At 68.6% G+C, this 12,438-nt stretch carries 12 protein-coding genes; 3 read left to right on the forward strand and 9 right to left on the reverse strand.

Annotated elements, in window-relative coordinates; genetic code table 11:
* Positions 1–55: 55 nt before the first annotated feature.
* The 8 genes from E6C70_RS09295 to E6C70_RS09330 all read right to left on the reverse strand — a co-directional run bounded on the left by E6C70_RS09295 (position 56) and on the right by E6C70_RS09330 (position 8,369).
* Positions 56–976, reverse strand: coding sequence for a 1-phosphofructokinase family hexose kinase (locus E6C70_RS09295; RefSeq protein WP_168770900.1), 921 nt, complete (start codon positions 974–976; stop codon positions 56–58).
* Entirely contained in the window at positions 973–1,959 is a 987-nt protein-coding gene (locus E6C70_RS09300; protein ID WP_235833366.1) for a carbohydrate kinase family protein, read from the reverse strand. The genes E6C70_RS09295 and E6C70_RS09300 overlap by 4 nt, the downstream gene beginning before the upstream one ends.
* On the reverse strand, positions 1,956–2,849 hold the full coding sequence (locus E6C70_RS09305; protein ID WP_136424251.1) for a carbohydrate ABC transporter permease: 894 nt from the start codon (positions 2,847–2,849) through the stop codon (positions 1,956–1,958). Before E6C70_RS09305 ends, E6C70_RS09300 begins: the two co-directional genes overlap by 4 nt.
* Complete coding sequence (locus E6C70_RS09310) at positions 2,849–3,814, reverse strand: carbohydrate ABC transporter permease (RefSeq protein WP_235833367.1); 966 nt, start codon at positions 3,812–3,814, stop codon at positions 2,849–2,851. The genes E6C70_RS09305 and E6C70_RS09310 overlap by 1 nt, the downstream gene beginning before the upstream one ends.
* 9 nt (positions 3,815–3,823) lie before the next feature.
* On the reverse strand, positions 3,824–5,143 hold the full coding sequence (locus tag E6C70_RS09315) for an ABC transporter substrate-binding protein (protein ID WP_136424252.1): 1,320 nt from the start codon (positions 5,141–5,143) through the stop codon (positions 3,824–3,826).
* 51 nt (positions 5,144–5,194) lie between these two features.
* Complete coding sequence (locus tag E6C70_RS09320; protein WP_136424253.1) at positions 5,195–6,073, reverse strand: SIS domain-containing protein; 879 nt, start codon at positions 6,071–6,073, stop codon at positions 5,195–5,197.
* Between the two features lie 125 nt (positions 6,074–6,198).
* A complete protein-coding gene (locus E6C70_RS09325) occupies positions 6,199–7,056 on the reverse strand; it encodes a class II fructose-bisphosphate aldolase (RefSeq protein ID WP_136424254.1) in 858 nt (285 codons plus the stop codon).
* Entirely contained in the window at positions 7,053–8,369 is a 1,317-nt protein-coding gene (locus E6C70_RS09330; RefSeq protein ID WP_136424255.1) for an alpha-glucosidase/alpha-galactosidase, read from the reverse strand. The genes E6C70_RS09325 and E6C70_RS09330 overlap by 4 nt, the downstream gene beginning before the upstream one ends.
* A 106-nt stretch (positions 8,370–8,475) precedes the next feature.
* On the opposite strand from E6C70_RS09330, the gene E6C70_RS09335 reads away from it, so the two are divergent.
* The 3 genes from E6C70_RS09335 to E6C70_RS09345 all read left to right on the forward strand — a co-directional run bounded on the left by E6C70_RS09335 (position 8,476) and on the right by E6C70_RS09345 (position 11,540).
* The gene (locus tag E6C70_RS09335; RefSeq protein WP_136424256.1) at positions 8,476–9,288 is read left to right on the forward strand and encodes a DeoR/GlpR family DNA-binding transcription regulator; all 813 of its coding nucleotides are present in this window, start codon (positions 8,476–8,478) and stop codon (positions 9,286–9,288) included.
* A gap of 102 nt (positions 9,289–9,390) precedes the next feature.
* Complete coding sequence (locus E6C70_RS09340) at positions 9,391–10,431, forward strand: LLM class flavin-dependent oxidoreductase (protein WP_168770901.1); 1,041 nt, start codon at positions 9,391–9,393, stop codon at positions 10,429–10,431.
* 11 nt (positions 10,432–10,442) lie between these two features.
* A complete protein-coding gene (locus E6C70_RS09345; RefSeq protein ID WP_136424258.1) occupies positions 10,443–11,540 on the forward strand; it encodes an amidohydrolase family protein in 1,098 nt (365 codons plus the stop codon).
* A 17-nt stretch (positions 11,541–11,557) separates the two neighbouring features.
* On the opposite strand, the gene E6C70_RS09350 is transcribed toward E6C70_RS09345, so the two are convergent.
* Positions 11,558–12,343, reverse strand: coding sequence for a DeoR/GlpR family DNA-binding transcription regulator (locus E6C70_RS09350; RefSeq protein ID WP_136424259.1), 786 nt, complete (start codon positions 12,341–12,343; stop codon positions 11,558–11,560).
* Positions 12,344–12,438 lie beyond the last annotated feature (95 nt).

Raw genomic sequence — 12,438 nt, forward strand, 5'->3', positions numbered from 1 at the left:
GCGCGGCGCCCATGCGCACGCTTGCACGAGGCGTGCGCGCCCGGTAGGGCGTCGGCTACTCTGCCGTCACCGTGATGGAACGCGAGGCGTCCTCTGCGTCGGCCTCCGTGAACAGGGCTGCGCCGGGGCGGCGGGCGTTGGCGGTGGCGGTGGCGGATGCGCGGCCGAGAGCTGCGCCGAGGGTCTCACCCGCTTCGAGTGCGTCGACCAGCCCGGCGAGGAAACTGTCGCCGCTGCCGACGGCGTAGGCGCCGGGTGCGGCATCGCTCCGTGCGCGCCAACGGCATCCGTCGTCGTCGCGGGCGACGGACCCGTCCACGCCGTCGGTGACCACGACGATCGGGACGCCGAACTGGGCGAGCGCGTCGGCGAGGTCTCCGGCCGCGAGCGCGCGCGCCTCGGCTCCGGCGACGGCTGCAGCCTCCGCGCGGTTCACCTTGACGATCGAGGCGGCCCCGGCCCGGACGATCGCGTCGAGCGCCTCGCCGTGGACGTCGACGACCACGCGCAGGCCCCGGCCGGTCGCGCCGGTCAGCATCTGAACGAGCTCGTCGACCGGAACGCCGACCGGCACGCTTCCCGAGACGAGCAGCCAGCCTTCGTTGATCGCGTCGACGGCCGAGCGGATGCCACGCCACGCGTCGGCTTCCAACGGCGCCGCGTTCTCGTAGAACTCGGTGAGCTCGACGTCATCGGTGACGGTGACGCACATCCGGGTCTCCGTCGTGGTCGGAACGCGTTCCAGCGCGACGCCGGTGGGCACGAGCAGATCGGCGACGAGGTCGCCCGTACGGCCGCCGAGCGGCACGATCGCGCGCACGTCGCGCCCGAGGGTTGCGAGAGCTCGCGCGGCGTTGAGCGCCTTGCCGCCCGCCAGCTTGAGTGCGAGCGTCGGTCGGTGGATGCCGCCGACCGTGAGGGCGGGCACACCGTAGGTCGCATCGAGGGCCGGAGAGAGGCCGAGGCAGTGGATCACCGGGCATCCTCGAGGTCCGCGCGCGTGGCCTGCGCGGCGGTGCCGCCAGCCGCTCGGGTCGAGAGTGAGCCGGCCACGGCCGCCCAGCGCACCCGCTGCGTTTCAGACTCGACCCCCCCGATGAAGGCGGCGAGGTAGCCCGCGTTGAAGCTGTCGCCCGCTCCCGTCGTGTCGACGACGTCGAGTTCGAGTCCCGCTGCGCGCGCGACGTCGCCGTCGCCGGCGGAGAAGCCTCCGTCGCGGCCGGCCTTCACCACGACGCGCGGGCCGCGGACGGCGATCCGCTGCGCGAGCGACTCATCCGTCCCGTCGGCGTGGCCGAGCGCAGCGGCCAGCGCCCGCAGCTCCTCTCGGTTCGGCAGGAGGACGTCGAGCGTGGGCAGCACGGCGTCCATGCCCGTCCAGAGCTCGGCGGGATCCCAATTGGTGTCGAGACTCGTCGTCACCTTCTGCTCGCGCAGCCAGCCGAGCAGTTCCGGTAGCTCAGCCGCCAGACCGGGCTGCAGGTAATAGGACGCGACGTGCACGTGGCGCGGCTTCAGCCGCAGCACTGCGGAGCGCACCTCGTCGGCGGCCACCGTCGGGATGGTGCCGGGAAGGGTGAGGATGGCGCGGTCGCCGGCCGTGGACAGGATGACGGACAGGCCCGTCGGAATGCGCGGGTCCCGTCGCACCGCCGAGGTGTCGATGCCCGCCTGGTCGAGGCGGCGGCGGGTCTCGACGCCGAAGACATCGTCGCCCACGGCGCTGACGAGCGCGACCCGGACCCCGAGCCGTGCGAGTCCCGCCGCCGTGATGGACGCGCTGCCGCCGAGCACGAGTTCTGCGCCGTCGAGCAGCTGTTCCACCTGGCCGAAGCGCGGAACCACGTCGCCGCGGAGGATCAGGTCGGGGTTCGCGTCGCCGACCACGAGAACATCGAGGGGCATCTGCACGTCACCATCGTCGCGCACGCCGGGAGCGCCCGCATCCGTCGCCGTCATCCCTTCAGACCCGAGAAGGTCATGGTGGCGATGAACTGACGCTGCGCGACCAGGAAGAACAGGATGAGCGGCAGCGTCGCGATGACGTTGCCCGCCATCAGCAGGTCCCACTGCGTGCGTCGGGTCGACTGGAAGTTCGCGATGCCGAGCTGCAGCGTGAACGCCTGGTCGTTGTTGATGGCGATGAGCGGCCAGACCAGGTCGTTCCACGAGCCGAGGAGCGTGAAGATCGCGAGGGTGGCGATGGCGGGCCTGGCCAGCGGCAGCACGATGCGGAAGAACACCTGCCAGCGGTTGCAACCGTCGATCTGGCCGGCCTCCTCGAGTTCGGCGGGAAGGGACAGGAAGAACTGGCGCATGAGGAAGATGCCGAACGCCGTCGCGAGCCACGGCACGATCGCCGCGCCCAGCCCATCGAGCAGGCCGAGCTTGCTGAACAGGATGTAGGTCGGGATCATCAGCAGCTGCGTCGGAATCATGATGGTCGCGAGGATCATGAAGAACCCGAAGCTGCGGCCGGCGAACTTCAGCCGCGCGAAGCCGTAACCGGCGAGCGAGCAGAGCACGATGTTCGAGACGATGGCGGTTGCCGAGACGATGACGGTGTTGCCGAGCCACAGCAGCACATCCGTCTGCGTGAACAGCTTACTGTACCCGTCCAGCGTGAGGTGCGACGGCACGAACGGCGGCGGGAACGTGACCAGTTCCTTGGCGGGAGACAGTGAAGCCAGCAGCATCTGAACGAACGGCAGCAGGAACAGCAGGGCGATCGGGATGAGCACCACGTGCCACCAGCTGAACCGCCGCCGGCGACGTCTCGAGGCTGCGATGGGGCGGGCGGCCACCTGCTCCGAGGAGGTCACCACCTCGCTGAGGAGATCGGTCGACATCAGAACGCCTCCAGGTTGCGCTTGCGCGAGTAGATGACCACGCCCACCGTGATGAGCAGGGTGACGAAGAAGAGCACGTAGGCCGCTGCCGACCCGTAGCCGAACTGCAGGGTCTTGAACGCCTTCTCGTAGAGGAAGTAGACGATGGTCTTGGTGGCATCCAACGGGCCGCCGCGGGTGGTCGTGTAGACCAGGTCGAACAGCTGGATGGCCCCGATGGTCTGCCAGATGGCGACGAAGACGGTCACCGGGGCGAGCTGCGGCCACACCACGCGCCAGAACACCTGCCATGGGTTGGCTCCGTCGATGCGGGCGGCCTCGATGAGCTCGGAGGGGATGTCCTGCAGCGCGGCCAGGTAGATGACCGTCGTGAACGCGGCCTGACCCCAGAGCGACATGATCGCGATGACGAGCATGGCCTGCCCGGGATCCTCGAGCCAACCCTGCTGCGGCAGCCCGAGCACTCGCAGCACGTTGTTGACGACGCCGTACTGGGGGCTGAACAGGTAGGTCGTCAGGATGCCCGTCGAGGCGGCCGAGACCACGAACGGCACGAAGATGGCCGTGCGGTACAGGCCGATGAAGCGGATCTTGCGGTTGAGCGCCACGGCCAGGAACAGGCCGAGCAGGACGGACGCCGGAACGAACAGCACGGTGAAGCCGATGGTGTTCGACACCGCGCCCCAGAACTCGTCATCGCTGACGAGCTTGGCGTAGTTGTCCGCCCCCACGAAGGTCGCGTCGCTGAACCCGTCCCATTTCTGCAGCGACAGGATGAACGCCCAGGCGGCCGGGAAGATCGACAGGCCGAGGATGATGAGGGTCGCTGGTGCGACGAAGCCCCAGCCGCTCAGGCTCGCCCGCCAGCCGGGACGCCGGTCCCGGACCTTCTTGCGCGGGCCCGGCCCGGCATCCGTCATCGTCGTGACGGACTCCGTGACGGTCGCCGAGCGGCTCTGCTGCATGACCATGTCCTACTCGCTGAGCGCTTGGTCGGACTTCTTGACCGCGCTGTCGAGGGCCGACTGGGGCTCGCCCTTGCCCTGCAGCACGTTCGAGATCGCCGAGCCGATCGCCTCGGACAGGCCGACGTAGCCGGGCACCGTCGGGCGGGCCTGCTTGGCGTTGACACTGTTGGCGGCCATGATGTCCAGGCCCGGATACGCCTTCACCTGAGCCTGGAAGGCCGGCGAGTCGACCTCGGAGGAACGCAGCGGAAGGTTGCCGACGGCGACGTTCCAGCGCTCGTCCTGGGCGGCGGAGGTCAGCCACTCGGTGAACTGGTACGACCAGTAGGCACGGTTCTTGTCCTTGTGGTCGAACAACGCCCAGATGTCGGGACCGGAGACGGTCTGGTGGTCGCCCTTCGTGCCCGGGAGGGTCGTGACGCCGTAATCCGTCTTCGCGGTCTTGAGGTCGTAGAGCTGCCACGGGCCCGACGTGATCATGCCGATGCGGTCGCTAGCGAACAGCTGCGCGAACTTGGTGTCGGTCTGGTCGAGGTAGACGCTCTTGTCATCGATCGCCATGTCGCGCAGGTAGGTCAGGGCGTTCACCCCAGCAGCGGAGTTGAAGGTCGCCTTGTTCTGGTCCTTGTTGAGGATCTCGCCGCCGTTCTGCCACAGGTGCGGCCAGAACTGCCACGTCGTCTCCTCCGACCCGGAGACCGAGTAGGCGTATCCGTAGGTCTCGGTTGCGGCATCCGTCAGCTTCTTGGCCGCGTCGCGGAAGTCGTCCCACGTCCAGTCGGCGGTGGGATAGGCGACGCCCGCCTTGTCGAACACCGTCTTGTTGTAGAGCAACGAGAGGTTGTCGACGATGGCCGGGAAGCCGATGGTCTTCTTGCCCGTGGGCTGCACCGTCTTGCGTGCGGCGTCGGAGAACTCGTCCCACTTGACCGCCGGATCGGAGACCCGGTCGGTGATGTCGAGGGTGCGACCGGATGTCTCCAGCTGGCTCGCCCAGGCTCCGAATGCGTAGGAGATGTCGGGGTAGTTGTTGCCCGCGAACCCGGCGGAGAGCTTCTGCAGCAGGTCCTCCGTGGAGGAGGCACCCGGCGAGACGTCGATCGAGACGTTCGGGTGGTCCTTCTCGAACTCCTTCGCGAGCTTCTCGACGAGCTTCTCCGCCTCTTCGGTCTGGCCGGTCCACATGGTCAGCTGCACCTTGGCGCTCTTGTCGAGCGTGGTTGCTCCTTGCGACGAACCGCAACCGGTCAGTGTCACGACCACGGCGGCGGTCAGCGCCAGCGCTGTCGTGGTCAGGAACGCCGTGCGGCGGGAAGTGGCTTTCATCGTTGAATCCTCTTTCGGGTGCGTGTCGAGATCAGGAGATCGAGTCGGTTCTCAGCCGAGGACGATCGAGCGGGTGAGGTGCCTCGGGGTGTCGGGGTTGAGACCGCGGCTCTCGGCCACGGCGACGGCCATCCGCTGCGTGAGGGCCAGTTCGATGAGCGGGTCGTGGCTGCTGGTGCGCACCGTCGCCCCGGTGGCGCGGATGTCGTCGGCCAGGCCCGCGTCGCCGCGCCCGATCATCCACACCAGCGACTCGTCGCCGGCGACGGCGAGCGGGCCGTGGCGGTAGTCGAGCAACGGGTAGGACTCCGACCACGCCTGCGCGGCCTCGCGGATCTTGAGGGCGGCCTCTTGGGCGAGCCCGTAGGTCCAGCCGCTGCCGAGGTAGACGAAGTGACCGACGGATGCCGCCTCGACGCCGAGCGGCTCGGCCAGAGCGGCGGCTGCGGCATCCGGGAGGTCGCTGACGTCTTCGCCGAACGCGGCGCGGGCGAGCAGGACGAAGGTCGTGGGGAAGCGGGTCTGCACGACCGACTCCTCGTCTGCGAAGTCGAGCAGGAGCACGTCGTCGACGATCTCGGCGACGGGGGAGTCGGCCACGCCGGTGACGGCGATGGTGCGGACGCCGGCCGGCACGGCGCGGAGGGCGTCGATGACCTCGGTGGTGGTGCCCGACCGCGAGATGGCGATCACGGCGTCGTACTCGCGCCAGCGTCGCGGCTCCGAGGCGTAGGCGGCGTCGGTCTCGCCGAGGTCAGCCGCCTCGCGCAGGGCGGCGAACGACTCGGCGATGAAGGCCGACGTGCCGCAGCCGATCACCAGTACGCGCTCGCCGGGACGGGCGAGGAGCTCGGTGGCGCGAGGTGCGAGCTCGAGGGCTGCACGCCAGATGTCGGGCTGGCTGTCGATTTCACGGGTCGTGATGCTCACGGGAACTCCTGCGTCTCGTCGGTCCGACTGAGCCGGACCGGGTGGTGCACTCATCATCGCCGATAATGATTGCTTTGTATCTTTAATGCGCGGAACGATCATTCCTGTTGATCGGTACGTGCCGATTATGCAGATGCCGCGGGCGCGATGATGCGGCACAGGTGTGCGACGAGCGCGGCGGTGGCGTCGCGGGAGGAACGCGAGTACTTCCGCGGGTCGATGGCGCCGGGTTGCTCAGCGAGGGCGGAGCGCAGCGCATCCGTGGCCGCGATGTTGAGCGCGGTTCCCACGTTGACCTTGCGGATGCCGGCTTCGACCGCCTCGCGCACCACGTCGTCGGCAACACCCGACGACCCGTGCAGCACGAGGGGAACCGGCACGCGCAGCGCGATGCGACGCACGAGGGCGATGTCGACAGCCGCGGATTGCTCGCGCATGGCGTGTGAACTGCCCACGGCCACGGCGAGGCCGTCGACATCCGTCGCCTCCGCGAAGGCCCGCGCCTCATCGGGGTCGGTGCGCACGCCGGGCGCATGCGCGCCGTCCTTGCCGCCGATCTCGCCGAGTTCGGCCTCCACCCAGAGTCCGAGCGCATGCGCCTCCGCCACGACCGCGGCCGTCGCTTCGACGTTGTCCTCGTAGTCGAGCGTCGACGCGTCGAACATGATCGATCCGACCCCGAGGTCACCCGCTCGGGCGAAGACCCTTCGCAGCAGGTCGCGATCCTCGACGTGGTCGAGATGCAGGCCGACGGGCACGGGAGCAGCGGCCGCCAACTCCCGGCAGGCGGCGAGGATCGGCTCCGGCGAGCGGTGCCAGCGGATGGCGTTCTCGCTCACCTGCAGCAGCACTCCGACGCCTGCCGACGACGCGCCCTCGACGATCGCCTCGGCCTGGTCGAGCGTGATGACGTTGAACGCCGGGACGGCTCCGCCCCGCTCGGCGGCATCGTCGACCAGCGCACGCGTCGAGCTCAGCGTCATGGCAGCATCAGGTCGAGGTCGCCGCCGAGGCTGCGAGGAAGCAGAGCGCGGTGGGCTTCGGTGAGTTCGTCGCACAGGGCCCAGATCTGCTCGGGGGTGAGCGTCGAGCTCGCATTCGGGTCGATCAGCACCGCCTGGCGCACCAGGTCGGGGTTGCCCGTGCGTGCGGCCTCGATGGTGAGGCCGGCGACGGAGAGGTACGTGCGGTTGAGCGCTGCGCCCTGCTCGGGGATCGCGCCGAAGGGATGGGGATGCACGCCGTCGCGATCGACGGTGCTGGGCACCTCGACCACCGCGCCGGGCGGCAGGTTGTCGATGAGGCCGCGGTTGACGACGTTGGCGTGGATCATGCGTTCGGTGCCCGTGAGCATCGAGTGGATGATCTGCGGAGCGTACTCGGCTGCGCCTTCCTCGAGCTGCAGCGGCTCCCCGGATGCCAGCGCGTCCTTCGCATGCTCGAACTCGGCGACGTTCTCCTCGGAGATTCCGATGTACTGCAGCGGCTCGATGCGGAAGTGTTCGATCTGCTCGGGAGAGCGCAGGAACCAGTCCAGGTACTCCGACGAGTGCTCGCTGGTCTCCGTCGGGTAGAAGCCGATCCGGCGGAACATCTCGACCCGCACCCGCCGCTCCAGTTCGGGGTCGGCGGCGATCTTCTCGCGGAGCGCCGGGTAGAGGCTCTCGCCGTCGCGGCTCCACTCCACCAGCCACGCCTGGTGGTTGACGCCCGCGGCGCGGTAGTGCGTGCCCTCCATCGGAACACCGATGAGCTCGCACAGGTCATGCACCGTCCAGTACACGCTGTGGCACAGGCCGACGGCCTTGAGCGACGGCGCCACCACCGACAGCCACCAGATGTTCATCGCCATCGGGTTGGTGTAGTTGAGGAACCAGGCCTCCGGGCAGATCTCGAGCATGTCGGCTGCGATGCCGCTCAGCACGGGGAACGTGCGCAGGGCGCGGAACACGCCGCCGACCCCGGTGGTGTCGCCGATGGTCTGCAGCAACCCGTGCCGGGCCGGCACCTCGAGGTCGATGCGCGTCGCCGCTATGCCGCCCACCTGGATCATGTTGATGACGAAGTCTGCGCCGGCCAACGCCTCCCGGCGGTCGAGCGTCGCGACGATCTCCGCCTCGCGGCCGAAGCGCTCCGAGAGCTGCTGGGCGGTTCCGCGGGCGACCTCGAGTCGCTCGGCGTCGATGTCGTGCAGCACGATGCGCAGTGGAGGAAGGTCATCGAAGCGGAACAGGTCGGCGACGAGTTGGCGGGTGAAGACGACGCTGCCTGCGCCGAGGAAGACGAGCTGGGGCATGACCCGATCATGCGGTGCAGTGCGCGTTATGCGCAACTCAATGAGCGCAATGGCTGTAAAGTGAGCATTTCGGATGAGCGTACAACGGAGTCGGAGGGGCGATCGGATGGCTGTGACACGCGAGGGGCTGTTGGCGCGGAGCAATTCCGGCAAGAGATCCAGGCGCATGGTGGAGATTCTCGATCTGGTGGCGGAGCAGGGCACCCTGAGCCTCACCGACCTGTCGGAGAAGCTGGGCATCTCGGCCGCCACCGCCCGCCGAGACCTCTCCGACCTCGCGGAGCAGCGCCTGCTGGTCCGCACACATGGTGGGGCGACGAGCATCGACCGGAGCGCCGAGCTGCCGGTGGTCCTCAGAGACACCCGCTTCCAGAGCGCCAAGAAGGCCATCGCCCAACGGATGGCGTCCTTGATTCCCACCGAGCGCTATGCGGTGGCCCTCAGCGGCGGCACCACCACCGCGAGCGTCGCCCGAGAGCTGGCCAGGCACCCCGGCCTCACGATCATCACCAACTCGCTCTCCATCGCCAGCCTGGTGTCCAACTATCCGCAGATGAAGGTCGTCATGACGGGCGGCATCCTGCGCTCCCAATCGCTCGAACTCGTCGGGGTGCTCGCCGAGAACACCTTCGCCGCCGTCAACATCGGCACGGCCATCCTCGGCGCGGACGGCATCACGGCCGCCACGGGAGTGACCACCCATGACGAGACGGAGGCTCGCACGAACCGCGCCATGGTCTCGAAGGCGCAGCGCACGGTCGTTGTCACGGACGGATCGAAGGTCGGCCGGGTCGCGCTGGCCCAGATGGCGCCCACCGAGCAGATCGACATGCTCATCACGGATCGTTCCGCTGACGCGCAGGAGCTCGACCTGCTGCGCGCGGCGGGAGTCGATATCGTCATCGCCGACGCCGAATGATCGGGGCTTGCGCTCACCCATTGTGATCGATTCGCTCATTCAGTTGGAGAAATGCGCGGCACTCCTGACAATGAAGTCGGCGGAAGGGATGAGGCTCACCGGATGAAGTTCTGGCTCCACGGGTTCCCGATCCCCACGCGCAGCGCACCCCTGGCCCGGCGGGCTGAGGGGTGGGGATACGAGGGCATCCTGCTGGCCGACAGTCAGCTGCTCGTCGGCGACCCGTACAGCGAACTCGCGCTGTGCGCCGCCTCGACGACGACCCTTCGTCTCGGGGTCGGCGTCACCAACCCCATCACCCGCGACCCGTCGGTGACCGCGTCCGCGATTCTCACGGTGCACGAGGAGTCGGCCGGCCGGGCCATCCTGGGCTTCGGTCGGGGCGACTCGGCGCTCAAGCTGATCGGCAAGAACCCCGCGAGCGTCTCCGAGACCACGCGGGCGATCGGCTCGTTGAAGACGTACCTGGGTTCGGACCCGTCCGATCCGGCGCGCGGTGGGATGCCCCCGTGGGCGTCGCGCGACCTCGATCCCGTTGCCATCGACGTCGCGGCGACAGGTCCTCGCATGATCGGCCTGGCCGCCACCTCGGTGGACCGCGTCACCTTCAACATGGGTGCGCATGTCGAGAGCCTGCGCTGGGCGATCGAAACCGCGCGCGAGGCGAGGCGGGCCGCCGGTCTCGATCCGCACGGCGTCCCGTTCGGTGCCTACGTCGACGTGCACTGCAGCGACGACCTGGACGCAGCGGTCGGATTCGTCCGCGGAAGCGTGTCGATCTTCGCCAACTTCCTCGCGGAGGGTGCCGCGGCCGGAACGGTCGTCCCCGACGACGACAGGTCGGAACTGACCGCCGTCTCGCGCTCCTATGACGAAGCTGCGCACGGCGACTCGAGCGCGCCGCAGGCCGTGATCCTGTCGAGCGCGTTCGTCCAGCGATTCGCGTTGGTGGGGTCGCCGGAGCAGCTCATCGAACGCATCCGTCAGCTGGAATCGCTCGGCCTCGACCACCTCGTCCTGGTGCCGGCGTCCCGCGGCGCCTCGGAGGTCGCGATCGAGGACAGCAACGAACTGATCGCAGCGCAGGTGCTTCCGGAATTCGCTCGGACACCAACCGCGCCGCGCACGACGCCGGCATCATGACAGGAGCCCCGATGGCAGAACAACCCGACTGGCGACGGATCGCCGACATGCGACTGAGCGAGTGGACGCCGATGTCGCAACTCCGGGCGCCCGAGACCTCGGTCGAACGGTCGGCGGTTCCCTGCATCGATGTCCACAACCACCTCGGCCGGTGGCTCTCAGGTGGGGATTGGCAGGCCGGCACCGCGCCGTGGATCATCGACGACGCGGGCGCGTTGGTCGACCTGATGGACGAGCGGAACGTCGAGACGGTCGTCAACCTCGATGGGATGTGGGGCGAGGAGGTCACCGCGAACGTTCGTCGCTACGACGAGTCGCATCCGGGCCGCTTCCTGACCTTCTGCCAACTGGACTGGTCCGTCCTCGCTCAGCCGAACGGCGTCGCGCAGCTGATCGCGTCGCTCGAGGACTCCGTTGCTCGCGGCGCTCGCGGCGTCAAGGTGTGGAAGACCCTCGGCCTCCACGTACGGGATGCCGACGGCACCCTCATCCGTCCCGACGACCCGCGGGTGATCGAGGTCCTGTCTGCCGCCGGAGACCATGGCCTGCCCGTCCTCATCCACACCGCCGACCCGGTGGCCTTCTTCCAGCCCGTCGACGCGTTCAACGAACGGGTGGACGAGCTCAGCCGCATTCCGGAATGGTGGTTCGGGGACAGCAGCAGGTTCCCCACCTTCGACACCCTGTTGGACTGCCACGCCCGACTGGTGCTGTCCTGCCCCGGCACGCGGTTCATCGGAGCCCACGTCGGGTGCGCGGCGGAAGATCTCGACCGGGTCGAGCTCCTGCTCGCGGCCGCCCCGAACTACGCGGTCGACATCGCGGGACGGATGGCGGAGATCGGGCGTCAGCCTCGACGCTTCACCGCCATGCTTGAGCGCTTCGGCGACCGGGTGCTGTTCGGCACCGACATCTACCCCGCGACGGACGAGCAGTTCCGGCTGCACTTCCGCTTCCTCGAGACCGAGGACGAGAGCTTCGACTACGACCCGGGAAGTCCCATTCCCGGGCAGGGTCGATGGAAGGTGTCCGCTCTGGCCCTCGAGGGTGATCAGCTTCGTCGCGTCTATCGCGAGAACGCCCTAACCGTGCTGGGCCTCAACGGCTGATCGCGGACGGCCCGCAGTCAGTCGGCGACGATGAGGTCCCAGCCCGCCTCGCGAAAGGCCGACCGTTGGTCAGCCCCGATGCCGGAGTCGGTGATGAACGTCGAGCCACGGTTGGTGCGCACCGTCGCCAGCGAGATCTTCCCGATCTTGCTCGAGTCGGCCACGATCACCGTGCGGCTCGCGCGGTTCGCCATCCGGGAGTTCGCTGCCGCCTCCTGATCGTCATTGACGGTCGGCCCGACATCCGGGTGCATGCCGTTCACGCCGATGAACACGACGTCCATGGCCACCTGCTCCAGGATGGTGTCGGTGAACGGACCGACGAGCTCGTAGGACCTCGGATGGATGACTCCGCCGGTCACCACGGTACGGATCTGCGGGCGGGTGGCCAGCTGGGCGGCGATGTTGATGGCGTTGGTGACGACCGTCAGCGAGATCCCCTGCGCGGGAGCGGAGATGTCGCGCCGGGCACTGAGGGCGAGGGCGATCGCCGTGCTGGTGGTGCCCCCGTTGAAGCCGACGACGCTTCCCAGCTCGACCAGCGCGCTCGCCGCGAGAGCGATGCGGTCCTTCTGAGACGAGTTCTGGCTCTTGCGGTATCGGAGCGGCAGCTCGTAGGCGACCTCCTGTGCGACCGCGCCACCGTGCGTGCGGCGCAGCAATTCCTGCTCGGCCAGGTCGTCCAGGTCGCGCCGAGCGGTCGCGGGAGAGACGCCGAGCTGTTCCACGAGGTCTTCGACCCGGAGTCGACCGCGATCGCCCAGCATGTCCAACACGGCGGACAGTCGCTCGGATCGCTTCATCGCTCGTCTCTCGTGCACGGCTGCGCTGACCGGCGGGCGGGGGCTCGGAGTCTCCTCGTGCGCGGCGACGAGACTGGCACCACGATATCGGGGCG

The organism is Orlajensenia flava (genome assembly GCF_004801905.1).
GTDB lineage: Bacteria > Actinomycetota > Actinomycetes > Actinomycetales > Microbacteriaceae > Orlajensenia > Orlajensenia flava.

What these genes read in the sequence shown, in the direction of transcription:
- E6C70_RS09345 (WP_136424258.1), top strand. Translation starts at nt 10,443, where the DNA reads ATGGCAGAACAACCCGACTGGCGACGGATCGCCGACATGCGACTGAGC.
- E6C70_RS09325 (WP_136424254.1), bottom strand. Translation starts at nt 7,056, where the DNA reads ATGACGCTGAGCTCGACGCGTGCGCTGGTCGACGATGCCGCCGAGCGG.
- E6C70_RS09310 (WP_235833367.1), bottom strand. Translation starts at nt 3,814, where the DNA reads ATGCAGCAGAGCCGCTCGGCGACCGTCACGGAGTCCGTCACGACGATG.
- E6C70_RS09315 (WP_136424252.1), bottom strand. Translation starts at nt 5,143, where the DNA reads ATGAAAGCCACTTCCCGCCGCACGGCGTTCCTGACCACGACAGCGCTG.
- E6C70_RS09350 (WP_136424259.1), bottom strand. Translation starts at nt 12,343, where the DNA reads ATGAAGCGATCCGAGCGACTGTCCGCCGTGTTGGACATGCTGGGCGAT.
- E6C70_RS09335 (WP_136424256.1), top strand. Translation starts at nt 8,476, where the DNA reads ATGGCTGTGACACGCGAGGGGCTGTTGGCGCGGAGCAATTCCGGCAAG.
- E6C70_RS09330 (WP_136424255.1), bottom strand. Translation starts at nt 8,369, where the DNA reads ATGCCCCAGCTCGTCTTCCTCGGCGCAGGCAGCGTCGTCTTCACCCGC.
- E6C70_RS09300 (WP_235833366.1), bottom strand. Translation starts at nt 1,959, where the DNA reads ATGACGGCGACGGATGCGGGCGCTCCCGGCGTGCGCGACGATGGTGAC.
- E6C70_RS09340 (WP_168770901.1), top strand. Translation starts at nt 9,391, where the DNA reads ATGAAGTTCTGGCTCCACGGGTTCCCGATCCCCACGCGCAGCGCACCC.
- E6C70_RS09305 (WP_136424251.1), bottom strand. Translation starts at nt 2,849, where the DNA reads ATGTCGACCGATCTCCTCAGCGAGGTGGTGACCTCCTCGGAGCAGGTG.